At 68.9% G+C, this 23,011-nt stretch carries 24 protein-coding genes and 2 pseudogenes; 10 read left to right on the top strand and 16 right to left on the bottom strand.

Features of this window, described 5'->3' with window-relative positions; all coding sequences use genetic code 11:
* The 6 genes and pseudogenes from ACFWP5_RS18900 to ACFWP5_RS18875 all read left to right on the top strand — a co-directional run.
* Positions 1 to 757: hypothetical protein (locus tag ACFWP5_RS18900; RefSeq protein ID WP_384157265.1), on the top strand; the 757-nt coding region annotated here is incomplete at its 5' end.
* A gap of 73 nt (positions 758 to 830) precedes the next feature.
* Entirely contained in the window at positions 831 to 1,967 is a 1,137-nt protein-coding gene (locus tag ACFWP5_RS18895; RefSeq protein WP_384157262.1) for an acyl-CoA dehydrogenase family protein, read from the top strand.
* Positions 1,968 to 1,995: 28 nt separating this feature from the next.
* Complete coding sequence (locus ACFWP5_RS18890; protein ID WP_384157259.1) at positions 1,996 to 2,871, top strand: 3-hydroxyacyl-CoA dehydrogenase family protein; 876 nt, start codon at positions 1,996 to 1,998, stop codon at positions 2,869 to 2,871.
* A 31-nt stretch (positions 2,872 to 2,902) separates the two neighbouring features.
* Positions 2,903 to 3,160: an acyl carrier protein gene (locus tag ACFWP5_RS18885; protein WP_384157256.1), complete on the top strand. Its 258-nt coding sequence runs from the start codon at positions 2,903 to 2,905 to the stop codon at positions 3,158 to 3,160.
* Entirely contained in the window at positions 3,153 to 4,367 is a 1,215-nt protein-coding gene (locus ACFWP5_RS18880; RefSeq protein WP_384157253.1) for a hypothetical protein, read from the top strand. Before ACFWP5_RS18885 ends, ACFWP5_RS18880 begins: the two co-directional genes overlap by 8 nt.
* A gap of 316 nt (positions 4,368 to 4,683) precedes the next feature.
* A pseudogene (locus tag ACFWP5_RS18875) lies at positions 4,684 to 5,504 on the top strand (transposase family protein).
* Positions 5,505 to 6,447: 943 nt separating this feature from the next.
* Here the strand turns inward: ACFWP5_RS18875 and ACFWP5_RS18870 are convergent.
* From ACFWP5_RS18870 to ACFWP5_RS18840, 7 genes and pseudogenes are all read right to left on the bottom strand, one after another.
* Positions 6,448 to 7,332 (bottom strand): IS3 family transposase, encoded by an 885-nt coding sequence (locus tag ACFWP5_RS18870; protein ID WP_384157250.1) that lies wholly within the window; start codon positions 7,330 to 7,332, stop codon positions 6,448 to 6,450.
* Positions 7,329 to 7,640 (bottom strand): transposase, encoded by a 312-nt coding sequence (locus ACFWP5_RS18865; protein WP_384157247.1) that lies wholly within the window; start codon positions 7,638 to 7,640, stop codon positions 7,329 to 7,331. Before ACFWP5_RS18865 ends, ACFWP5_RS18870 begins: the two co-directional genes overlap by 4 nt.
* Before the next feature lie 240 nt (positions 7,641 to 7,880).
* Positions 7,881 to 8,751 (bottom strand): annotated as a pseudogene (locus tag ACFWP5_RS18860) (methyltransferase domain-containing protein).
* A 174-nt stretch (positions 8,752 to 8,925) separates the two neighbouring features.
* On the bottom strand, positions 8,926 to 9,777 hold the full coding sequence (locus ACFWP5_RS18855) for an oxaloacetate decarboxylase (protein WP_384157244.1): 852 nt from the start codon (positions 9,775 to 9,777) through the stop codon (positions 8,926 to 8,928).
* Positions 9,720 to 10,424 (bottom strand): hypothetical protein, encoded by a 705-nt coding sequence (locus ACFWP5_RS18850; protein ID WP_384157241.1) that lies wholly within the window; start codon positions 10,422 to 10,424, stop codon positions 9,720 to 9,722. The genes ACFWP5_RS18855 and ACFWP5_RS18850 overlap by 58 nt, the downstream gene beginning before the upstream one ends.
* Before the next feature lie 62 nt (positions 10,425 to 10,486).
* Positions 10,487 to 10,861 (bottom strand): hypothetical protein, encoded by a 375-nt coding sequence (locus tag ACFWP5_RS18845; RefSeq protein WP_384157238.1) that lies wholly within the window; start codon positions 10,859 to 10,861, stop codon positions 10,487 to 10,489.
* A 389-nt stretch (positions 10,862 to 11,250) separates the two neighbouring features.
* Positions 11,251 to 11,604 (bottom strand): VOC family protein, encoded by a 354-nt coding sequence (locus ACFWP5_RS18840; protein ID WP_384157236.1) that lies wholly within the window; start codon positions 11,602 to 11,604, stop codon positions 11,251 to 11,253.
* 61 nt (positions 11,605 to 11,665) lie between these two features.
* Between ACFWP5_RS18840 and ACFWP5_RS18835 the strand changes: the two genes are divergently transcribed.
* On the top strand, positions 11,666 to 12,547 hold the full coding sequence (locus tag ACFWP5_RS18835) for a universal stress protein (RefSeq protein ID WP_384157233.1): 882 nt from the start codon (positions 11,666 to 11,668) through the stop codon (positions 12,545 to 12,547).
* Between the two features lie 11 nt (positions 12,548 to 12,558).
* Here the strand turns inward: ACFWP5_RS18835 and ACFWP5_RS18830 are convergent, their stop codons facing one another.
* Entirely contained in the window at positions 12,559 to 13,581 is a 1,023-nt protein-coding gene (locus tag ACFWP5_RS18830; RefSeq protein WP_384157230.1) for a Gfo/Idh/MocA family oxidoreductase, read from the bottom strand.
* Positions 13,582 to 13,638: 57 nt separating this feature from the next.
* Positions 13,639 to 14,424, bottom strand: a complete 786-nt coding sequence (locus ACFWP5_RS18825; RefSeq protein WP_384157227.1) for a TIM barrel protein — start codon at positions 14,422 to 14,424, stop codon at positions 13,639 to 13,641.
* A 176-nt stretch (positions 14,425 to 14,600) separates the two neighbouring features.
* Between ACFWP5_RS18825 and ACFWP5_RS18820 the strand changes: the two genes are divergently transcribed.
* The gene (locus tag ACFWP5_RS18820; RefSeq protein WP_384157224.1) at positions 14,601 to 15,638 is read left to right on the top strand and encodes a LacI family DNA-binding transcriptional regulator; all 1,038 of its coding nucleotides are present in this window, start codon (positions 14,601 to 14,603) and stop codon (positions 15,636 to 15,638) included.
* A gap of 6 nt (positions 15,639 to 15,644) precedes the next feature.
* Here ACFWP5_RS18820 and ACFWP5_RS18815 read toward each other — a convergent pair whose 3' ends face one another.
* The 3 genes from ACFWP5_RS18815 to ACFWP5_RS18805 form a co-directional block, all read right to left on the bottom strand.
* Positions 15,645 to 16,880: a DUF4032 domain-containing protein gene (locus ACFWP5_RS18815; protein WP_384157221.1), complete on the bottom strand. Its 1,236-nt coding sequence runs from the start codon at positions 16,878 to 16,880 to the stop codon at positions 15,645 to 15,647.
* A 9-nt stretch (positions 16,881 to 16,889) separates the two neighbouring features.
* Complete coding sequence (locus tag ACFWP5_RS18810) at positions 16,890 to 17,639, bottom strand: MBL fold metallo-hydrolase (protein ID WP_384157218.1); 750 nt, start codon at positions 17,637 to 17,639, stop codon at positions 16,890 to 16,892.
* A 143-nt stretch (positions 17,640 to 17,782) separates the two neighbouring features.
* Complete coding sequence (locus ACFWP5_RS18805) at positions 17,783 to 18,412, bottom strand: alpha-ketoglutarate-dependent dioxygenase AlkB (RefSeq protein WP_384157215.1); 630 nt, start codon at positions 18,410 to 18,412, stop codon at positions 17,783 to 17,785.
* A gap of 153 nt (positions 18,413 to 18,565) precedes the next feature.
* On the opposite strand from ACFWP5_RS18805, the gene ACFWP5_RS18800 reads away from it, so the two are divergent.
* Positions 18,566 to 19,204, top strand: coding sequence for a TetR/AcrR family transcriptional regulator (locus ACFWP5_RS18800; RefSeq protein WP_384157212.1), 639 nt, complete (start codon positions 18,566 to 18,568; stop codon positions 19,202 to 19,204).
* An 88-nt stretch (positions 19,205 to 19,292) separates the two neighbouring features.
* A complete protein-coding gene (locus tag ACFWP5_RS18795; protein WP_384157208.1) occupies positions 19,293 to 20,966 on the top strand; it encodes an FAD-binding dehydrogenase in 1,674 nt (557 codons plus the stop codon).
* Positions 20,967 to 21,013: 47 nt separating this feature from the next.
* Here the strand turns inward: ACFWP5_RS18795 and ACFWP5_RS18790 are convergent, their stop codons facing one another.
* From ACFWP5_RS18790 to ACFWP5_RS18775, 4 genes are all read right to left on the bottom strand, one after another.
* Positions 21,014 to 21,364 (bottom strand): DUF488 domain-containing protein, encoded by a 351-nt coding sequence (locus ACFWP5_RS18790; RefSeq protein WP_384157205.1) that lies wholly within the window; start codon positions 21,362 to 21,364, stop codon positions 21,014 to 21,016.
* Positions 21,365 to 21,689: 325 nt separating this feature from the next.
* The gene (locus tag ACFWP5_RS18785) at positions 21,690 to 22,103 is read right to left on the bottom strand and encodes a VOC family protein (protein ID WP_384157203.1); all 414 of its coding nucleotides are present in this window, start codon (positions 22,101 to 22,103) and stop codon (positions 21,690 to 21,692) included.
* Positions 22,100 to 22,684, bottom strand: a complete 585-nt coding sequence (locus ACFWP5_RS18780) for a dihydrofolate reductase family protein (RefSeq protein WP_384157200.1) — start codon at positions 22,682 to 22,684, stop codon at positions 22,100 to 22,102. Before ACFWP5_RS18780 ends, ACFWP5_RS18785 begins: the two co-directional genes overlap by 4 nt.
* Before the next feature lie 189 nt (positions 22,685 to 22,873).
* A complete protein-coding gene (locus ACFWP5_RS18775) occupies positions 22,874 to 22,999 on the bottom strand; it encodes a hypothetical protein (RefSeq protein WP_384157197.1) in 126 nt (41 codons plus the stop codon).
* Positions 23,000 to 23,011: the final 12 nt, after the last annotated feature.

The raw sequence follows: 23,011 nt of genomic DNA, 5'->3' as shown, positions 1-23,011 counted from the left end.
GGCCGAGGTGCACCGCCGCCATCTGGCGCACGCCGCCGACCCCCGGGTCGACGGCCGGGCCGCCGCCCTGGCCGAGCGGTACGCCGACCTAGACCCGGTGCCGCTGGGTGCCCGGGTCGATGGCGCCGGGCGGCCCGAGGTCGTCGTCATCTCCGACCGACGCGGCCGGCTGCCTGGCCTGCGCGCGGCGGCGCGGGCGGCCCGGGTGACCGAGCCGGCGGTGCTGGCCACCGCCTACCAGCGCGCCGTAGGGGAAGTGCTGGGCCTGCGCGAGTTCCTGATGGGGTGTGTGGTCGCCGGGCACACCGCCGAGGACGAAGAGCGCGTGGTGTCCTGTCTGCTGAACACCGTACTGATGCACGGCAAGGGAGCGGCCGACACCGAAGCCACCGACGCCGCCGCGCTCATGGCGACCGCCAAACGCCTCGTGGGCGCGGTCACGGACCAGGACATCCCGTTCCAGGTGGTGGCGAACCGACTGCTCCAGGACGTGCGGCCGAGGCCGCGCCAGTTCCCGCAGCTGTATCTGAGCATGGACGCGCAGACCCCGCTGGACCTGCCGGGCCTCAGGTGCGCGGAGTACGTGATCCGGCTGCCGCAGCCCAAGTTCGACGCGGCGCTCATCGTGCACTACGGCCAGGCCGGGATCCGGGGCATGTTCCAGTACCACACGTCGGTCCTGCCCGCCGCCGTCGCGCACGACCTCGTCGATTCCTTCCTCGATCATCTCGCCGACCTGTGCCGGGGGCACGCATGAACAGTCCTGACCCGTGTCGTCATGTCACCACATCAGCGAACGAAAAACCCCTGGATGGCAGGTGGGCGCTTCGATGAGGAATCTGCTCACCACCGAACAGTCCGCGGGGCGCGAGCGGTTCCATGCGTTCGCCGCCGACGCGATCCGACCGCGGGCGGTGGAGGCGGACGCCCGGCAGGCGCTGTCCCGCGACGTCGTCAAGGCGTTGGCGGCCGAGGGATGGCTGTCCGCGATGATCCCGGGTCCTGGCGGCGCCCCGGCCCTGGATCCGCTGGAGTACGGACTGCTCACCGAAGAGATCGGCTGGGCCTGCCAGAACGTCCGCAACTTCGTCGCCGTGTCGGACATGGTGGCGCACTCTGTGTGGCGATGGGGCACCGACGCCCAGCGTGCCCGCTGGCTCGGACCGATAGCCGCAGGCGAGGCGATCGCGGCGTTCGCGCTCACCGAGCCCGGGATCGGCAGCGACGCCAAGAGCATTGCGACCACGGCGGAGCCGGCCGGCGACGAGATCGTGCTGCGCGGCACCAAGAAGTGGATCAGCTTCGGCGCGATCGCCGATGTGTTCCTGGTGTTCGCGCAGTACGACGGGAAGCACACCGCGTTCCTGGTGGAGCGTGACGCCCCGGGCCTGGACATCAGCCCGATCGTCGACCTGCTGGGACTGCGCGGCTCACTGCTGGCGGAGCTGACGTTCACCGACTGCCGGATCCCGGCCGCGAACCTGGTCGGCCGGCCGGGGACGGGTCTGACCTTCGTCGCGTCGTCCGCCTTGGACGTGGGGCGGTACAGCACCGCCTGGGGCTCGGTCGGTCTGGCGCGCGCCTGCGCCGAGGATTCCGCGGCGTACGCGACCCGACGCTCGCAGGGCGGCGGACCGATCCGGGACCACCAGCTCGTCCAGGCGATGCTCACGGACATGCACGTCAACAGCACAGCGGCCCGGCTGCTCTGCCACCGCGCCGGGCTGGCGCGCGCGGCCCGCGACCCTGAAGCCATCAACCAGACCCTTGTGGCGAAGTACTTCGCTTCCACGGCGGCGATGCGGGCGGCGGCGGACGCCGTGCAGATCCACGGCGCCGCCGGCATCGGGAGCGAGGCGGCGGTCCAGCGCTACCTGCGGGACGCGAAGGTCATGGAGATCATCGAGGGCACCAGTCAGCTCCTCCAGTCCATCCTGGGCGCCGCCGCGACCGGGGCGGGCTTGTGACGTCGCGCGAAGAGAAGAGGCCAACACCATGACAGGGGGCGACCAGATGAACATTCGGACGATCGGCGTGGTCGGCGCCGGAACCATCGGGCGCGGGGTCGCGCACACCTTCGCAGAACACGGCTTCGACGTCGTCCTGGCAGACATCTCGGAAGCGCAGCTCGCCGACGCTCGTAAGACGATCGCCGAACTCCAGCGTCTCCAGCGGTTGTACACCAAGCGCGAGGTGGTCGCCGACCCGCCCGCCGTGCTCGACCGCATCACCTTCGGCACCGGACTGGAACTGCTGGAGCGCGCGGACTTCGTCATCGAGAACGTCACCGAGGACTGGGACGTCAAGCACGATGTCTACCTCCGCCTCGACGAGATCTGCAAGCCGGACGTCCTGTTCGCGGTCAACACCTCGGCGATCTCGATCACCAGGGTCGCCGGCGTGACCGGGCGTCCGGAGCAGGTGCTGGGGATGCACTTCATGAATCCGGTCCCGCTGATGCCCATGGTGGAGGTGATCAGGGGATTCCACACCTCCGAACAGACCATGGCCGCGGGCCTGGAACTGCTGGGCCGGATCGGCAAGGAGGGCGTGGTGGTGGCCGACCTGCCGGGCTTCATCACCAACCGGGTCCTCATGCTGACCGTGAACGAGGCCGTGTTCTGCGTCCAGGATCAGGTCGCCTCGGCCAAGGACGTGGACCGGATCTTCAAGGGCTGCTTCGGTCACAAGATGGGGCCGTTGGAGACCGGCGATCTGATCGGCCTGGACACCATCCTCAATTCTCTGACGGTGCTCTTCGAGAGCTACCGGGATCCCAAGTACCGACCGGCTCCGCTGCTTCAGAAGATGGTCCATGCCGGGTTGCTCGGTGTGAAAAGCGGCCGGGGGTTCTACGAGTACGCACGCTGAGACGCCCGATCTGTCCCCCAAGGAGGCTCATATGTCGCGCAGCGACGTCATCGACCGTGTCCGCACCTTCCTCGCCCCCCACATGGGCGAGCACGTCCTGGCCGACGAGGAGGACATCTTCGCGGCCGGCATCGTCAACTCGCTCTTCGCCATGCAGCTCGTCGTGTTCATCGAGGGGGAGTTCCAGGTGACGGTGACGCCCGAGGACCTGGACATCGACCGCTTCCGGTCGATCTCGGCGATCGCGGATCTGGTGCTGGCGAAGACCGGTGCCGTACGTCATGCCTGAGGCGAACCTGATCCTGCCGACGCCCTTGGACGCGGCGCTCGCACCGGAGATCGCGCGCCGGGTCTACTTCGTGGACTCGCGGATCTCCGACTTCTCGCTGGTGGAGCAAGACGGACTGATCACGTCGATCGACGTGAAGACCGACACCGCGGTCGACGTGGAAGAGCTCGCGGCGCGTGCGGCCGCGGTCGTCGCATCCGAAGTCCAGCCGCACGGTGTGCTCCGGAGGAAGGTCATCTGGGAGTCGGGCGTCCGGCGCCCAGCGCGGCCCGAGGTCTTCGACGACCTGGTCATCGCGGGAGAGGCGTGCTCGCTCGGCGAGGGCCAGATCGGCATCGGCGGCAACCTGCTCGCCCTCATGGACTGCCTGGACGACATGATCCGGGACCTCGTCGTGGGGGAGTTCGGTGCCGTGGAGTTCCGGTATCCGACCCTGATACCCACCCGCGTCCTCGAGAAGTGCGACTACTTCGCGTCCTTCCCGCAGTTCCTGATGTTCGTGACGAGGCTGCACAGCGACTCACGCACCTACGGAGCGTTCCGTGAGGCCTACGCCGAGCGCCGTCGGGTGTCGGCCGACATCCTGGCCGACTGCGACAACGTCGACTACTGCCTCCCGCCCACGATGTGCTTCCATACCTTCAACCAGCACGAGGGGACACGGCTCCCCGGCTCCGGAGACCGGGTCGTGACCGCCAAGGGGAAGTCCTTCCGCTTCGAATCGCGCTACGCGACGACGCTGGAACGCCTCTGGGACTTCACGATCCGCGAGATCGTGTTCATGGGATCCCGCGACTTCGTGACCGACTCCCGCCGCCGCTTCATGGACCTGACCTTCGAGCTCATCACCGACCTCGGCCTCGAAGGCCACGCCGAGGTGGCCAACGACCCGTTCTTCTCCGCCGAGGACGGGATCGCGAAGACCGTGTCCCAGCGCCTCCTGGAGCTCAAGTACGAACTGAGGCTCAAGACCGGCCCCGACCGAACCATCGCGGCCGCCTCCTTCAACTTCCACGACAAGTTCTTCGCCGAGCGCTTCGACATCCGCGAAGCCGACGGCGCCATCGCCCACAGCGGCTGCGTCGGCTTCGGCCTCGAACGGTTGATGTTCGCCTTCCTGTGCCAACACGGCACTGATCCGGCGGCTTGGCCGGACCGGGTGCAGGAGCGGCTACCCAGGGCGAGGCTTTCGCCGCGGGGCCGGTGACCGTAGTCGTCCGACGGACTGTCGGACCTGCCCGGCCCCCACCCGATGCGCGACCGCCGCCGCGTCGAGCACCAGGCGATGGCGGGCCACGAACGCACTGCGGGCCAGGGGCGAAGGTCCGTTACCGCGAACACCTGATCTGTCGACTTATCAGCCTCGAGGAATGAGGTTTTCTCAACGAAATGAACTGCGCGATTCGGGCTGAACATCGCGTTCCGGGGTGGATCGGGCGGTGCGGACTCCGGCTGTGGGCAGACGTAAAGCCCCTGGAAACAGGTCTGCCAAGATCAAGTTCCGTGCACCCAGAGGCTTCACGTTGGTCACCTATGTTGCCATGCTCGACGTTCCGCGCCATGTGGTGGAGTACCTCGCGCGACAACTCGCCGCCCACCGCAAGGCGTTGGGCACACAGAAGGGCTCCCGGGCGCTGGGACCCTTCCGGCAGGCGGTCATGGTGCTGCGCTGGTTCCGCGAGCGTGGCTGCCTGCACTGTGTGGCCCGTGACGCCGGGATCTCGCAGGCCACCGGCTACCGCTACCTCCACGAGGCCATCGACGTCCTCGCCGCCCAAGCCCCTGACCTGCACGCGGTGTTGGAAGACTGCCAAACAAAGGGGTGCCCCATGTGATCCTGGACGGCACCCTCATCGAGACCGACCGCGTCGCCGGCGTCCACCTCAACGGGGAGGGCAAGGAGATCGACACCTGGTACTCCGGGAAGCACCGGTCCTTCGGCGCGAACGTGCAGTTCCTGTCCGCACCGAACGGAACCCCGCTCTGGGTTTCCGACGCCGAGCCCGGCTCGACACCCGACATCACCGCCGCCCGTGAGCACTCCCTGCCCGCCCTGTACAAGGCCGCCGCCGACGGGCTGCCCACTCTGGCGGACTCCGGCTACCAAGGCGCCGGGATCGGGATCCGCCACCCGTTCAAGAAGCCGCACGGCATCTCCCACCAGGACCTTCACGCCGACACCCGCACCTACAACGCCCTGCTCTGAGGCGTGCGCGCCCTCGGCGAACGCACCGCCGCCGAGCTCAAAGAACGCTGGCGCACCCTCAAACGGATCACGCTCAGCCCCTGCCGGATCGGCGACATCGCTCGAGCGGCACTCGTCCTCAACAGGCAATGGAAATAACCGGCGTTGAGAAAACCTCATTGCTTAACATGTCGCTTTTTGATGCGGAAGCTCGGAAATTGATGATTTCAGCCTCACATACGTAACAATATCGATTGTAAGTGGTGATGGTGCACAGGGTGCAGGCAGCATGGGGGCACGCTAACTTCGGGGGGAAAGATAGTGTCCCAACAACCACCGATGCCACCCGCGCCACCCAAAACGCCATGGTGGCAATCTGTCTCAGTTCTAATCAACACCCTCGTAGGGGTTGCGGGAGTCGCCCTGGGTTTTTTGGCGTTACCCGCAGCAGGGGTGGATTCGCCAAGTGCATCCGCTGTGACAGCGACAGCGACCGTCACTGTCAAGGCATCGGGGGGAGGGGCTTCCGGTGGGTCGCCAGGTCCGTCACCGCAAGAAGAATCTTCAATTCGCTGGGAGGGAACGCTCTTAGTTTCCGCCGGAGAAAACGGTGTGGAGTTGGATAGTGCTCCACCCCAGGTGAACACATCTTGGGTATGGGCCGATTTCAACGTAAAAGAAGTCACTACGGCCCAAAAGGCAACTCTGGCAAGTGGTTCTCTCCTAGCGTCAGCTGAGAACAACTCCAATTCTCAGGAATGCTCGGACTTGGTTGCGACTAGGGGCCTCAGCGAACTTCCGGTGAACGCCGGTGGTAGTGTGTGCCTTGGAACAGGGGGCGGCCACACCGCGCTTTTGACCGTGAATGAAATAAATCTCAAGTCACAAAGTGTAGATATTGCTGTGAAGATATGGGATTAGCGGTGCGCGTATCCCATGGAGAATGCAGTCTTGCCGTACCCCGGGTCGACTCTGACCGGTCGTCCCCGGTGCGTAGGGGTACACGGTGCACGCGGCGTCGAGTAGGGCGGGCTCCCTCCTGACGGAAGGGTGGGGCTGGATTGGCGGCTGAAGTGCCCCCCCGAGGTCCGACACTTCCGTTTTATGCCGCGAGATCGAGGCGTTGCTGATGGCGGGCCCGTGCCTGATACGGGGTGAGGTAGCCGATGGTCGAGTGGATCCGCTCTCGGTTGTAATACTGCGCGATCCATCCGAATACGTCCTGCCGGACCTGCCTCCGGGTCGGCCAAGCGGTGGTGCCGATCTCGGACTCGAGTACGGCGAAGAAGCTCTCCGCGGCCGCATTATCGAAGCACGAGCCGGTTCGGCCCGTACTCTGCCGGACGTCCAACTCTGCCAATGTTTCCCGGAATTGGACTGACGTATATTGCGACCCGCGATCGGTGTGGGAAATCGCGTTACCGGCCGTATGACCGCCGACGTGAGCCATGCGAATGGCGTCATCGACCAGCTGCGTTCGCATGTGGTCTGCCATCGACCAGCCCACGACTTCACGCGGGCACAGGTCGATCACCGTGGCCAGGTACAGCCACCCCTCGGCTGTGGGCAGGCACGTGATGTCACCGACGAGCTTCAGGCCCGGCATCGGTGCGGTGAAGTCCCGCTGAATGAGGTCGGGGGCCGGTGGCACCGTGCGATCCGGTTTCGTCAGCGACCGTGATTTCCGGCGTGTTGTCCCGGCGATCTGCCGTTCCCGCATGACCCGCGCGACGCGCTTTCGATTCACGACGTGCCCCTGCACTCGCAGGACGCGGGTGATACGCAGGGCTCCGTAGGCGCCCCGGGAATCAGTGTGGATCTCCCGGATCTGTCGCGCCAGTTCTTCTTCCTCATCCACCCGCTGCTGTCGTGTCTCCTTGGTCTTGTGCCAGGTGTAGTAGCCGGAGCGGTCCCAGCCCAGGACGTCGCACATCCGCTTCACGCCGTGGGCGTTCCGGTGTTCGTCGACGAAACGGAAGCGGATCACCGTGTCGTCTCCCGTGCGAAGTAGGCAGCAGCTTTCCGGAGGATCTCGTTGTCCTCCTTCAGCCGGGCGTTTTCCCGCCGCAGGCGCCTGAGTTCCTCTTGTTCGCCGGCGCTCATACTGGAATCACCCCCGCCGTCCAGTGTCCATGAACGCCGGGTGGCGTCCTCGCGGACCCACTTCCGCAGGGTTTCCAGATGGATGCCCAGGCCCCGGGCGATGTCGGTGAGAGTGCGGTCCTTCGAGGAACGCACGAGGTCGACCGCGTCCCGTTTGAACTCGTCCGGGAAATTCCTTCGCTTTGCCACCATGGATCACTTCCCCTGGATGACGAAACACCCAGCGTCCAGGTGTCGGAATCTCGGGGGTCACTCCATGCGGACCAGCCTCTCCATGCCCTCTTTGTTCGCGCGGTGGGTGTGTCCCGCGCTGGTCGCGTCTCTTTGAGTTGGATCAGCGCGGGCTCCGATGTCCCGTTCAGGAGGGAGTTCGTGTCGCTCTCAGGGGCTGCGGGAGGCCGCCCTGAGGTGAGGTGTCGAACCGGCGTGCTGTCAGCCGCAGTTGCAGCCGGATGCGCTCTTGGCCTCGGCAACCGTGTTGTCCGGGTCGTCGGCCTGTTCAGCGGGAGTGCGGCAGGCGGTGAGGCCGCAGCAGGAGTCGCTGCCCGTGCTCGTCGCAGCCTTGTTGCTGGTGGTGGGCTTCGCGGCGCGGACGATGGCGGAGTGCACGCCGTCGACGACCGGCTGGGTGGGGCTGAGTTCGATGGTGGTGAACCCGGCGGCTTCGAGGCCCTGGCGGTACTCGACGAAGGAGAGGGCTCCGGCGATACAGCCGACGTGGTCGCCGCGCTCGACACGCTGATCGGGGGTGAGGGTGTCGTCGGCGACGACGTCGGAGATTCCGATCCGGCCGCCGGGCTTGAGGACCCGGATCATCTCGGCGAAGACGGCGGGCTTGTCGGTGGACAGGTTGATGACGCAGTTGGAGATGACGACGTGCAGGGTGTCTGCGGGCAGCGGGATGGTCTCGATGGTGCCCTTGAGGAACTCGACGTTGGCAGCGCCGGTCTTCTGCTGATTCTCGAGCGCGAGGGCGAGCATCTCTCTCGGTCGTGTCGAGCCCGTACGCCTTGTCGGTGGGGCCGACGCGGCGAGCGGAAAGCAGTACGTCGATGCCACCGCCGGAGCCGAGGTCCAGGACACGTTCGCCTTTCAGGACGTACGAGCCGGTATCGAGGAGCATGTGGCAGTTCGGGCAGAGGGGTGCCCCATGTCCAGGAACTGCCGGGACCGGCCGTGAACGGGGAGCCGGGTAGGAGGACGCTGGGGTGCTTGTACCGGCGTTCTCAGCCCGACGGGTGGAACGAGCTGCTGCGCGCTGCACATCGATGAGCCGGGACCGGTCGGTCGCGTCCTGGGCCACTACCACCACCGCATGAACACAGCCCCCGTCCCTGAACGAGTCCAACACCCCGACGACGTGGCCGATGCGGCGCTGGCAGCCTCCGTTCTCCCTCCCGGGAATCGGTATGACCGCGACCTCGTGCCGCGTTGCCGAGCCGGATCACCACCGGCCCGTCTTCGAGCCTCCGTGACGTCAGCCGTGGTGGGTGCCCAGCGTCCCCCGGAGGTTTCGGGTGAGCAGTTCGACGGACTGGGGGACGCCGACCGCGTCGTCCCCTCCGGCCGGGAGCCGTCCGTCCGTCGCCTTGAGGCCGGTCAGAGCCTTGTCCATCGCCTCGTGCGCGGCGAAGAGGCAGGGGGTGCTGTAGATCGCCACGTCCACACCGAGTTCCGCCAACTCGCTCAGTGACAACCGGGGGGAGCGGCCGCCGGCGATCTGGTTGAACAGCAGGGGCTTGTCGCCGATGGTGTCGCGGATCCGCCGGATCGCCTCGATGTCACGCACGCCGTCCACCAGCACCACATCGGCGTCGGTGGCGGCGAGTGCTTTGGCGCGCGTGAGGATCTCGGCGTCGTCGGTGGCGTCGGTCCGTGCGACCACTGTCAGCTCGGTCCTGCAGTCCAGCACCCGTTCGAGTTTGTCGAGGTACTCGTCGAGCGGCAGGAGCTGCTTTCCCGCCACGTGGCCGCACCGGCGAGGGCGCTTCTGGTCCTCCAGGATCACCCCCGAGGCACCGGCCTGTTCCAGACGTCGTACGACATGACAGGCCACCTCCGGGTCGCCGTAGCCGTCGTCGATGTCCACCAGCAGGTGGTGTCGGGGGAAGGCCCAGCGGAGCCGTTCCGTGAAGGCCACGATGTCCGGCCATGCGATGAAGCCGATGTCCGGCAGACCGTAGTAGGACGCCGCGAACCCGAATCCCGAGACGAAAAAGCCGTTATAGTGCTGGGCCGCGATCGATGCCGAGTACATGTCGTACACGCCGATCAAAGGTGTTGTGCGGGCAGTGGCGATCGCGCTGCGCAGTGCGCTGCCGTGCGGCATTGAACAAGTCCTCTTGTTTCTGGCCAGGTTGGTGATGTGCGCTCGTATAACGACTGATATCTTTCGGGAGTTACGCAGGTGTCTCTTCCGGGGATTTCAGTAGGTGTCTGGACCGCCATCGTCGACGGGCCCGGGCCTCGGCCCGCGATGCGTCCGCAGCGGCCAAGCCCGTTACCAGAACGATCCCATTCCCGTACGTTCGATCCTGCCCACGCGGGCCACGCTGCCGAGGAATCCCGCTCAGGTGTCTGGAGATCGCGAAGGAACCACGGCCAGGCGTCTTTGAGGTAGAGGCCGATTGGTATCCACCAGATCAGGTCGTTGGTCGAGACGAGGACGACCGAGTCCACCGGCCACTTTCCCGTGACGATCAGCCAGAGCAGGCCGACGGGGCCGAGGACCTTGCCCGTCATCCCGACCGCCGCGATGAGCCAGCCGCGGGCCGGAACGCGGGCCACCTCCAGATACAGGATTCCGTACAGTCCCAGGACCATGCCCAGCGTCGCGAAGATCTGCGGGGTGTTCGATGCGGCCATGCCGGTGAGGTGGAAGAACCACTGCGGGTTGTACACGGCGTAGCAGCCCCATGCGATGTTGTGTATCCCCGCCGCGACGAAGGTCGTCCGGTGCAGCCGTACGGACTTCACTCGGCGGCCCCGCTCTGCGGCGGCCCGGGCTGGCGTGCGCCGACCCCGGGCGCCTGCCATGGTCATCGCGCCAGTGGGCGCGGAAATCCGATGACGGCGTACGCGTCGCGTGTCGCGGAGGCGAAGGTACCCACAGCGACTGCCGACAGGCCCAGTCGCAACCACAACGGCACCGGCGCCAAGTCGATGGCCAGCCTGCTGGGCAGGTGCCGCCAGTGCAGGATCACCGGGATGAGATGGGCCAGCAGCGCCCCGTAGACGATCGCCATGATCGTGTGGGTGACACGCTCGCCGGGCAGCAGTCCGCCCATCGGTTTGCGCACCTGGTCCTCGACGATGAAGTCGGCCAGGGTGATCGAGATCTCGCACAGGAGCAGCGCGGCGAGGACGACCGCCCATGCGCCCCGCCACGCGATCCACGGCAGGGTGCCGAACACAAGCGCCCGCGCTCGACGCCACCCGTACACCAGCCCCCACCAGGACGGATGAGTTTTCGGCAGGTGCGAGGCTGGTACGACCAGCCCCGCACCGGCACTTCGAAAGACCGTGCGTCCACGACAACAAGGCGCCGCGACGGGAGCCGCGAGGTGCTAGATGACCCGGATCAGCGGCCGGCCACCGGAGAGCTACACGAGCGACGTCAATGCCCTTGCGTAGTAGCCACGGTCATGATGACGGTCCCCGCGGCTTCGGCGGCCTGTGCCATACGTCTCCCACCCCGAGTGGTCGGCTTCACGGCACGGCGGCGCTGTTGTCACCGCGCCGGCTCCCCACCATCGTATGGTCGATCGCCGCGCAGCGCTCCGCTACACCCGAGACGGGGGCCTCAGGGGCGCCGGGAGCGCAACACGCAGAACTCGTTCCCCTCCGGATCCATCAGCGTCACCCACGACTGCTCGCCCTGCCCGACGTCCGCGGTCCGCGCCCCCAGGGCCAGCAGCCGGATCACCTCGGCCTCCTGGTCGTCGGGCCGGAAGTCCAGATGCAGCCGGTTCTTGACCGTCTTGCCCTCGGGCACCGGCACGAACAGCAGCCCCGGCAGCCGTTCCGGCTCCGGCCGGATCTCGAACTCGTCCGGCGCCTCGCCCACCACCACCCACCCGAGCGCCTCGGCCCACCAGTGCCCCAGCGCGACGGGGTCGGCCGAGTCCACCACTACCTGCTCCCACTCCAAGGTCATGCGGGCACCGTAGTGAAGACTGGGGCCGACGCACGTGACCGCACCACCGGGAGGCCACCGCATGACACGACCGATCACCGCAGGGGTCGACGGATCGGCGGAGAGCCTCGCCGCACTCGCCTGGGCGGGCCGGGAGGCCGTACGGCGGGGGCTGGCGCTGCGTGTGGTGCATGTCTGGCGGTACGAGCCGCACCAGGCCCTCGACGCGGGGGACCGGGACACCCAGGACCGCTGGGTACGGGACGCGGCGGCCGAGGCCGCCCGGACGGTCGCCGAACGCCACCCCGGCCTGGACGTGACCACCGACGTCCTGGAGGGCGACCCCGTCGACACGCTGACCGCCGCCGCTGCCGACGCGGGACTCCTGGTGCTCGGCTCACGCGGCCACGGGACCGTCGTCGGCTTCCTGCTCGGTTCCGTCGGCCAGCAGGTGATCGCCGATTCCGTACGACCCGTCGTGCTGGTGCGCGCCGGGGACGAAGCCGCCGGGGAGGCCGCCGGGCGCGAGATCGTCGTGGGTCAGCACGGGGACCCCGAGGACAGCGCCGCCGCGCTGGGTTTCGCCTTCGAGACGGCGGCGGCGCGTGGCGCTACCGTCCGCGCCGTACGGGCGTGGACCCTGCCGCCGGTGTTCGCCTACAGCCCCGGCTCCATGAAGCTCCTCGACGAGGCCGGCGGCCTGGAACCGTACGAGAAGAAGGGCCTGGCCGAGGCGCTGGAACCGTGGCGGAAGCGCTTCCCCGACGTGCCCGTGGTCGACCACGTGGAGATCGGCAGCGCGGGGCAGGTGCTGCTGTCCCTCGCGGGGCGCGCCCAGTTGATGGTCGTCGGGCGGCGCGCCCACCGTACGGCGGTGGGCGCGCGGATCGGCTCGGTCGCACACGGGGTGCTGCACCACGCGGAGTGCCCGGTCGCCGTGGTGCCGGCTCCGGAGGTCTCCTGACCTCAGACGGCCTAGGCCTGGATGTCCTCGATGTGTACGGGGACGCCCTTTTCTACCGAGCTGATGGATGCCAACGCGATCCTCAGCGCGGCGCGGGCGTCCTCGCCGGTGGCCGACGGGGTGCGCGCGGTGCGGACGCTGTCGGCGAAGTCGGCGAGCTCGGCGACATACGCGTCGTGGAACAGATCCTGGTCGTAGGTGACGGTCTCGGCCGCGATGCCGTCCGCGCCGTAGGACGTCAGATGGGTGCGCCGGATGTCGCCCATCGTCAGCATGCCCGCCGAGCCGAAGACCTCGCCGCGTACGTCGTAGCCGTACACCGCCTGGAAGTTGGCCTCGGCGGTGGCGAGGGCGCCGTTGTCGAAGCGGATCGTGACGACGGCCGTGTCGAGCAGGCCGCGGTCCTTGAAGTCGGGGCGGACCAGGGCGTCGGCCATGGCGAAGACCTCGACCGGTTCGGAACCGGGGTTGAGGTAGCGCAGGGTGTCGAAGTCGTGGATGAGGGTTTCGAGGAAGATTGTCCACGGCGGGATGGGGGCCGGGTCGGCCAGCTTCGGGTCGCGCGTGAGCGAGCGCAGCAGTTGCGGAGTGCCGATCGCGCCGTCGACGATCTTCTCGTGCGCGGTGCGGAACCCGGTGTCGTAGCGGCGGTTGAAGCCGATCTGGAGCGGTACGCCCGCCTCGGCGGCGGCCGCGATGGCACGGTCGGCGTCCGCGAGGGTGGTCGCCATCGGCTTCTCGCAGTAGACGGCCTTGCCCGCGCGCGCCGCGGCCTCGACCAGGTCGGCGTGGGTGCGGGCCGGCGTCGAGATCACCACCGCGTCGACCTCGGGGTCCGCGAACAGGTCGCCGATCTCGGTGTACGCCGTGGGGCAGGCGAGCCGGTCGGCCAGGCGCCGTGCGGCGCCCGGGGCCGGGTCGGCCACGGCGGCGAGGCGGACGCCGGGGAGGCGGCGGGCGAGGGTCTCGGCATGGAAGGAACCCATGCGGCCGGCGCCCACGAGGCCGATGTTCAGGGGGAGTCGGGTGGTCATGCGGGTTCTCCGTAAAGCCGGGTGAAGCGGTGTGAAGCCGTGTGGATGCGTGGCGGGTCAGAGGGTGAACGCGGTGCGGAAGCGGTCCAGAGCGCGTTCGCTGTCGCCGTCCGAGGCCCAGGCCTCCATCGCGACCGTGCCGTCGTAGCCGATGTCGGCGAGGGTGCGGGCGATGGCCGGGTAGTTGATCTCGCCGGTGCCGGGCTCCTGGCGGCCGGGTACGTCCGCCACCTGGATCTCGCCGATCAGGTCCAACTCATGGGCCTTGCGGACGAGTTCGATGAGGTTCCCCTCGCCGATCTGCGCGTGGTAGAGGTCCAGGTTCATGCGCAGGCCCGGCCGGTCCACCGCCTTGACCAGCGCCAGGGTGTCGGCTGCCGTCGCGAACGGTACGCCCGGGTGGTCGACCGCGGCGTTGAGGTTCTCCAGCGTGAAGGTGACCCCGGCGCTCTCGCCCAGCTCGGCCAGGCGGGTCAGGGTGCGGTGGGCGGCGATCCACATCGCGCCCGTGGGCACCCCGGTCACCGGAACCACCGGCAGGCCCTCGGAGTCCAGTCCGGTGCCGTGCAAGTTCAGCCGGGGGCAGCCCAGTTGATCGGCGGCCTTCACCGACTCCTCGGCGGTGCGCAGGAGTTCGGCGGCGCCCGACTCGTCGGTGAGGCTGCCCCGGATGTAGCCCGTCATCGACGAGAACTCGGCCGGGGTCCGCGTGAGCGCGTCCAGATCGTGCCGGGTCCAGTCCCAGATCTCGACCTGGAAACCGGCTTCGTGGATGCGCCGGGCCCGCTCGTGGATCGGCAGGCCCCGGAAGACCATCTCGGCACAGACCGCCAACGTGTACATGACTACTCACTCACCCTCTTCTAGAACGTTCTAGATTTCAGTAGTACGCCACCGCCCGATGCCTCTGTCAAGACTTCGCGGAGGATGCGTCTAGAACGTTGCAGTACCGTCGGACCAGCACCTTTGAAGCGGCTACGATCCCGGAAGGGAACGACACCTCGATCGGAAGGACATCCGTGCCGGCCATCCCCGCGGTCCCCGACGGCAAGCGGCCGACGCTGGCCCATGTGGCGGCCCGGGCGGGCGTGTCCGTCGCGCTGGTCTCCATCGTGATGCGCGGGGCCTACGGCGCGAGCGCCACCACCCGTGAGCGGGTGCTCAAGGCCGCCGAGGAGATCGGCTACCGCCCCGACACCCGGGCCAGGGTGCTGCGCAGCAACCGCTCACGCCTCCTCGGCGTGCAGTTCGGGCTGCGCCATCCCTTCCACACCGACCTGGTGGAGGGCATCTACGCCGCCGCCGAGCCCGCCGGCTACCAGGTGGCCCTCAGCGCCGTCGCGCCGTCGCGCGGTGAGCGGCAGGCCATGGAGGCGTTGCTCGCCGACCGGTGCGAAGCACTCGTCCTGCTCGGCCCCGAGGTCCCGGCCGCCCGCCTCGCGCACCTCGCGACCCAGGTGCCGGTGGTCTCGGTGGCCCGAAGGCTGAGGCCCATCCCACAGGCCGTGGACGTCGTCCGCACCGCCGACGACGAGGGTGCCCGCCAGGCCGTGGACCACCTGGTCGCGCTCGGCCACCGCGCCATCGCGCACATCGACGGCGGCCGGGCGCCCGGCGCCGCCGACCGCCGACGCGGCTACCGCACCACGATGCACCGCCACGGCCTCGACGACCACGTCCGCGTGCTGCCCGGCGGGCTCACCGAGGACGACGGCGCGCGGGCCGCCCGCACCCTGCTCGCCGAGGCCCGGACCTCCCGGCCGAGCGCGGTCCTCGCCTTCAACGACCGCTGCGCCACGGGCGTCCTCGACACCTTCCTGCGGTCCGGCGTGTCCGTCCCCGGCGAGATCTCCGTGGTCGGCTTCGACGACACCAGCCTGTCCCGGCTCGCCCACATCGACCTCACCACCGTCGCCCAGGACATCCCGCGCCTCGCGGAACTCGCCGTCGGCCGCGCCATCGCCCGCCTCGACGGCGAGGCCGTACCGGACGGCGAGAGCGTCGTCCCGCCCCACCTCGTGGTCCGCGGCACGACGGCCCCACCTGCCGCGGGCTGACCCGGGTCACTCCGGTGTGGTCGGCTCCAGCGTCTCGCGCACCTTCGGCAGGATGTTCTTGAGGTAGTCGTCCACCGCCGTGTCCAGGCCGATGTCGTGCTGGGCGTGCTCGGACAGGTACCAGCGGTGTTCGAGCAACTCGTGATAGATCTCGGCCGGGTCCATCGAGCCGCGCAGTTCCAGCGGTACGGCGCGCACGGTGGGCCGGAACACGTCCCGCACCCACCGGTGCGCGAGCACCTCGGGCCGGGCGGCGAGGGGATCTCCGGGGGCGTAGTCGTCCTGGGTGGCCATCCAGGACTCCAGGTCGTTGAGGAGCCGCCGCGCCTGGTTCTCCTCGGCGTCCAGGCCGGTCAGGCGCAGCAGTTGACGCTGGTGGTGGCCGGCGTCGACGACCTTGGGCACGAAGGTGACCGTGTCGCCGTTGGAGGAGTGCTCGATCTGCATCTCGGCGACGTCGAAGCCGAGCTCGTTCAGGCGCCTGATCCGGCGTTCGATGAAGTGGTACTTCCCCGCCGGGTACACCGAGACGCGGGTCAGCTCGTCCCACAGACCCTGGTAGCGGGCGCAGATCTCCATGCCGAACTCGATCGGGTCGACGGACGGGTGCAGCGCCCCGGACGCCTCCAGGTCGAGCAGTTCCCCGCTGATGTTGACGCGGGCGAGGTCGAGGTCGTACTCGCGCTGCCCGTTGCTCAGCGTCGGGTGCAGATCCCCGGTCTCCGCGTCCACCAGATACGCGGCGTACGCGCCCGCGTCCCGCCGGAACAGCGTGTTCGACAGCGAGCAGTCGCCCCACGCGAACCCGGCCAGGTGCAGCCGCACCAGGAGGACGGCGAGCGCGTCCATCAGCCGGTGCATGGTGGCGGGCCGCAGCGTCGTCTCGAACATCGAGCGGTACGGCATCGAGCCGCCGAGGTGCCGGGTGATCAGCACCGGTTCCAGCGGCTCGCCGTCGGCGTCGGCGCGCCCGGTGACCACAGCGAGGGGGTCCACCGCAGGGATGCCGAGCCGGTCCAGGTCGCGCAGCAGCTCGTACTCGCGCAGCGCGGGCCGTTCCGCGAGCTCCTTGACGGCTATGACCTCGCTGCCGGCGCGGGCGTAGCGCACGACGTGGCGGGAGATACCGCGCGGGAGCGGCACCAGGTACTCGTCGGGCCACTCCTCCAGGGGAACATCCCAGGGCAGTTCCAGGAGGAGGACGGGATGCTCCGGGTTGGTCGCGTTGATCTGCAGTGCCATGGGGTGACCTTAGAGCGCGTGTTCGCGTGCGCGCCGCGCCGCTTCACGGACTGGACCGGTGTGCATTGGGCCGTGGCCGGGCAACAGGGTCTCGGCGTCCAGCGTTTCGAGGATGTCCAGCGAGGCCACGGCACGGTCGCGCTCGTGGTGGAACATGTCGGGCAGCAGCTGCGGCCCCTTGATCCGCGAGGTGGGGTGGCCGCTCACCAGGGCGTCCCCGGAGATCACGATCCCGCGGTCCGGGAGATGGAAGACGCAGTGCCCGCTCGTGTGGCCGGGGGTGTGCACGGGGACGGGCCGGCCGGGCACGTCGAGCGGGCCACCCGTGCCCGAAAACGCCTCGGCCGCGGCGACCGGATGCTGTTCGGTGCCTCCGGAGCGCAGCGCGTGCACCATCCACGGCAGGACTCCCGGACGCCAGGCGTTCTTCAGCACGTCCCCGACGGTGACCTGTTGGAGGAACTCCCGGCGGGCGTGCGGCACTTCGGCCTCGTGCAGCAGGACCGGAGTGCTGTAGGTGCTGTGCAGGTACTCCGCCGAACCGAGATGGTCGTTGTGGGCGTGGGTGATCAGCACCGCGGTGACCGCCTTCGGTGAACTCCCCACCTGCTCAAGGGAGTCGAGCACCAGCGGGCGGTCCCCGGGATACCCGGTGTCCACCAGCGTGACCGCGTCGCCGTCCGTGAGGATCACCCAGTTGGTGTTGCTGCCGTGCACCAGATAGGTGCCGTCGGCGACTTGGCGTACCTCTGCCCGCATGACCGTCCCCTCGACCGCAGCGATGTTCGACGGAAGACAGCCAACCAGACGCCCAAGGGCCGGACGCGAGCGGGGGAAGCCGCCTCCGGCGCCGTCCGCCGGGGGCGGCCCCCGCGCGCATCCGAAGCGGCCGCCTCTCCGCCTCAGTGCACGCCGTGCGGGCGGAACTGCACGCTGATGCGCGGTCCCGCGGCGCGGGTGGTCTTGGGGACGCAGTGCTCCCAGGTCCGCTGACAGGAGCCGCCCATCACGATCAGGTCGCCGTGCCCGAGCGGGCGCCGCACCGACTCGCCGCCGCGCAGCGGACGCAGCAGCAGATCGCGGGGCGCGCCCACGGAGAGGATCGCCACCATCGTGTCCTCACGGGCACCCCGCCCGATCCGGTCGCCGTGCCAGGCGACACTGTCCCGGCCGTCCCGGTAGTAGCAGAGCCCGGACGTGGTGAAGGGTTCGCCCAACTCCCGTGCGTAGTACGCCGAGAGCGCGTCCCGGGCCTCGGCCAGCACCGGGTGCGGCAGCGCGTCGTCCGAGCCGTAGTAGGCGAGCAGTCGCGGTACGGCCACGACCTGGTCGTACATCTGACGGCGCTCGGCGCGCCACGGCACCTCGGCGGCCAGTTCCTCGAACAGGGCGTCGGCGCCGCCGAGCCATCCGGGCAGCACGTCGATCCAGGCGCCGAGCCCCAGCGCCGTACGGCGTATCCCGTCGAGGGGGCCGAGGCGGAGCTGGTCGGTCTGGTCGAAGAGGGAGCCCTGGAGGTGGTGCGCGGTCATGGAACCAGCGTACCCCTTATTCGAATATCTGTTCCCATTCGGTTGTGGCCGTCTTGGGTGGCATCTCGGGTGCCATCTCAGGTCCCACCTCTTTGGATACACCGGTGTATCGGATACATTCGCGTATCGAACGAAGGACGCGGAGGTCCGGACATGATGGCGGAGGCGACGGCCAAGCGTGTGACCAGACGCCGGGTGCGCACGCGCGCCAATCTGCTGGACGCCGCGTTCGCCGTGTTCGCCGCGAAAGGCTTCGGCCGGGTCTCCATCGAGGAGGTCTGCGAGGCCGCCGGCTACAGCAGGGGCGCCTTCTACTCGAACTTCGGCAGCCTGGACGAGCTGTTCTTCGCGCTCTACCAGGACCGGGCCGACCTGATCGCCGAGCAGGTGGCGGGCGCGCTCGCCCTCGACGGTCCCGACCTCGACGTCCCCGCCGCCGTGGACCGCGTCACCGACGTGCTGCTCCTCGACCTGGACTGGCTCCTGGTGAAGACCGACTTCCTGGTGCACGCGGCCCGGGACAGCGCCGTGGCGCAGACCCTGCTGGGGCACCGGGCGCGGTTGCGCGGGGCGATCGCGCACCGGTTCACCCGGGCGCGGGGCCTGGCCGAACTGCCCGCCGTGCTCGGCGACGTCGACGCGGCGGCACACGCCGTGGTGGCCGCGTACGACGGAGTCACCACCCAACTGCTGCTGGACAAGGACGTGGAACACGCCCGCGTCTGGCTCAAGCAACTGCTCACCGCCCTGCTGACCGACGGCAGCGGCACCCCCGAGCGAATCCTCAACTGAACTTCCAGCAGAACCTCCAACTCAATCCCCAACTCAATCCCCAACTGATTTCTCAACTGAATCCTCAACGAGAAGGGCAACGGTCGCCATGGATGCGGACGTCATCGTCGTCGGAGCCGGTCTGGCCGGTCTGGTCGCGGCCCATGAACTGACCAGCCGGGGGCGCCGGGTCGCGCTCGTCGACCAGGAGAACGCGGCCAACCTCGGCGGGCAGGCGTTCTGGTCCTTCGGCGGGCTGTTCCTCGTCGACTCGCCGGAACAGCGCCGCCTCGGCATCAAGGACTCCTTCGACCTGGCCTGGAACGACTGGCAGGGCAGCGCCGGCTTCGACCGCGTCGACGACGAGGACTCGTGGGCGGTGCGCTGGGCGCGTGCCTACGTCGAGTTCGCGGCCGGCGAGAAGCGGACCTGGCTCGACGGGCACGGCATCAAGCTGCTGCCCACGGTCGGCTGGGCGGAACGCGGCGACCTGCGCGCCCACGGACACGGCAACTCCGTCCCGCGCTTCCACGTCAGCTGGGGCACCGGCACCGGAGTTGTCGAACCCTTCGTGAACTACGCCAGGCAGGCCGCCCGCGACGGACTGCTCACCTTCTACTACCGCCACCAGGTCGACGAGTTGGTGGTGGAGGAGGGCGAGACGCGCGGCATCCGCGGCACGGTCCTCGCCGAGGACAACGCGGCCCGGGGCGTCTCCTCCAGCCGCGACGCGATCGGCGAGTTCGAACTCACCGCGCAGGCCGTGATCGTCACCACCGGCGGCATCGGCGCCAACCACGACATCGTCCGCCAGTACTGGCCGGAGCGCCTGGGCACCCCGCCCGCCGAGATGGTCACCGGCGTACCGGCCTACGTCGACGGCCGGATGCTCGACATCAGCGCCGAGGCGGGCGTACGACTCGTCAACCGCGACCGCATGTGGCACTACACCGAGGGCCTGCAGAACTGGGACCCGGTCTGGCCCGGCCACGGCATCCGCATCCTGCCCGGCCCGTCCTCCCTGTGGTTCGACGCCCTCGGCCGCCGCCTGCCCGACCCGTGCCTGCCGGGCTACGACACCCTCAGCACCCTCAAGTACCTGCGCACCACCGAGGACTTGGCGGACCACGACCACTCCTGGTTCATCCTCACCCAGAAGATCATCGAGAAGGAGTTCGCGCTGTCGGGCTCCGAGCAGAACCCCGACATCACCGCCAAGGACAAGAAGGCGGTGCTGCGCGACCGGCTGCTCGGCAAGGGCGCCCCGGGCCCGGTGGACGCCTTCCTGCGCAAGGGCGCGGACTTCGTGACCGCCGGCAACCTTGAGCAACTGGTCGAGAAAATGAACCAGTTGACTGACAAGCCCCTCCTGGACGCGGCCGTGGTGCGCCGCCAGATCGAGGCCCGCGACCTCCAGATGGCCAACCCCTACAGCAAGGACTCCCAGATCCAGGGCATCCGCAACGCCCGCCGCTACATCGGCGACCGCCTGGGCCGCGTGGCCACCCCGCACCGCATCCTGGACCCGGCGGCCGGCCCCCTGATCGGCGTCAAGCTGCACGTCCTGACCCGCAAGACGCTCGGCGGCATCCAGACGGACCTCGACTCACGGGCGCTGGCCGCCGACGGGGAGCCGATCGGCGGACTGTACGCGGCGGGCGAGGTCGCCGGCTTCGGCGGCGGGGGAGTGCACGGCTACAACGCGCTCGAAGGCACGTTCCTCGGCGGCTGCCTCTTCTCGGGCCGCGCGGCGGGACGTGCGGCGGCCAAGCAGACGGCCTGACCGAGCGGCACTTCTCGCAGGCGCCGCGGCCCGTCTCCTCACCCCTCTCACCCCTCCAGGAGACGGGCCAGCACCGAGGCGTGACTCTGCTCGGGCGACCTGACCGCCGTGACCAGGGTCACCGGCCCCATACGGACCAAGTTCCGCAAGGTGTGCAGGAGTTGAGCCGCCTCGGGTTCGGCGAGCTCGGCTTCGTAGCGGCTGCCGAACTCGTCGAAGGTGCCCTCGCCGGCGTGGTACCAGCGGCGTAGTTCGGTCGACGGGGTGAGTTCCTTGGGCCACTCGTCGACCCGGGCCGCGTCCTTGGACAGGCCACGCGGCCACAGCCGGTCGACCAGGACGCGCACCCCGTCCTCCGACTCGGGCGGATCGTAGACACGGCGCACACGAACGGTCACGGGCGGGGCTCCCTCGGGTGGCGGTGGTGTCGCGAGCCTACGTCCCGGGTGGGGGTGGAGGGTGGGGGTGACGCGGCGTAAGTTGACCTGGGGGAGGGGTGTGGGGCGACTTGCTTGCCGGGGAGGCTTTGACCTGGGCTTTTTGCTTGGGTGGGGTCGATCTCTGTGCGTCAGTGGGACTTGGCGCACTGGCACGGCTGAGCGAGCCCCAAGGCCCCTGGGGCTTCTACCGGATGTTCCCGCCAGGGCGGGATGTGCCTCGCGTTGCGCCGCGGTCGCGGTCGCGTCGAGGGGGAGCTTCGTCACTCCACAGACCGTGGCCGCGTCAGGTGAAGTCTGCTGCGGTGAGGCCGTCGGGATGTCCGGACGGCCACTCCACCAACTCGATCCGGTAACCGTCCGGGTCCGTGAGCCACGACGTCTTCGGGCCGTGAGGGCCGCCCGGGTACTGGAGGGGTTCGGGCCCCAGGCCGGCTTCGGTCAGCGTCTCCAGGGTGCTGGCGAGCGTCTCCACCTGGATCGCGAGGTGGTCGAAACCGCTGCCCACGTCGACCGGTCCGTCGGCGGGGCGGTGGACCAGTTCGAGCGAGGCCGCCGGTTCGTCGGGGAACTTGAGGATCACGAGGCGAGCCCCGTCGCCGGCCTCGACCCTGCCCAGTTCGACGTAGCCCAAGGCGGTGTAGAAACCGAGCGAGCGGTCCAGATCGGTGACGCGGTAGGAGACGAAGAGCGTTTTCACGCGGCCTCCCCGGGGCGACGCACCTGGTAGCGGAGGTGCGTGACGTCTCGGTCCTCAAGCCGTCGGACGAGGTCGAGTTCGATGTGATCGCTACTCAGGTGGTCGAACAGCCGTCGGCCGTCCCCGAGGAGGACCGGAATCAGGTGGATCTCCATCTCGTCCACCTGCCCGGCTCGGAGAAGCGCTTGGGCCGCCCCCGCCCCATGGACCATGATCGGCCGGTCCCCTGCGGCTGCGCGAGCCTGACGGGCACAGTCCTCGACATCGGTGACGAAACGCGCGTGGCCGGGTGGTACGTCCCCATCGTCCACCTGGTGGGTCAGGACGAAGATCGGCACGCCGTCGTGGTGGTCGCCCTGCCAGCGCCCGGCGAGTTCGAAGGTGCGACGGCCGGAGATCACCGCGCCGGTCGCCGTCGCTTCGCGGTAGACCTGGCCGCTCGGACCGTCGGACTCCCGGTCGTCGAGCCAGTTGAAGAGCCGTCCACCGTCGCGTCCGAGCTCCTGCCCCGGCCGATCGTCCGGGCCGGCGATATAGCCGTCGAGCGACATCGACATGTACAGCCGAATCGGATTGTTCATCCTGGCTTCCCTCTCTCCTGCATGACACCGGGATCCGGCGTGTCCTGATCCGCCGACGGGGCGGGAATGTCACAAGGAAGACTTCAGGAAACCGGCAAACTCATCGACCCGACCCGACCCGACCCGCCGGCCCTGCCGCCGGGCCTCTGAGGGGGTAGGAGTCATGAGCTGTGGATCATTCGCGGTCGTTCAGGCCGCGTGGCTCTCGGAGCGCTCGACGAGGTGACCGCGCTCGAAGCGGGCTCCGGCACGGGCCAGGGCGACTAGGTCGGGTGCGTTCACGGCCCGCCTGATCGAGGCCGGCTGGTCGAACACGATCAGGATCCT

It is taken from the genome of Streptomyces sp. NPDC058469 (assembly GCF_042721125.1).
GTDB lineage: Bacteria > Actinomycetota > Actinomycetes > Streptomycetales > Streptomycetaceae > Streptomyces.
Note: the sequence above shows the minus strand (reverse complement) of the source record. Positions and strands in the feature narration are given on the sequence as shown.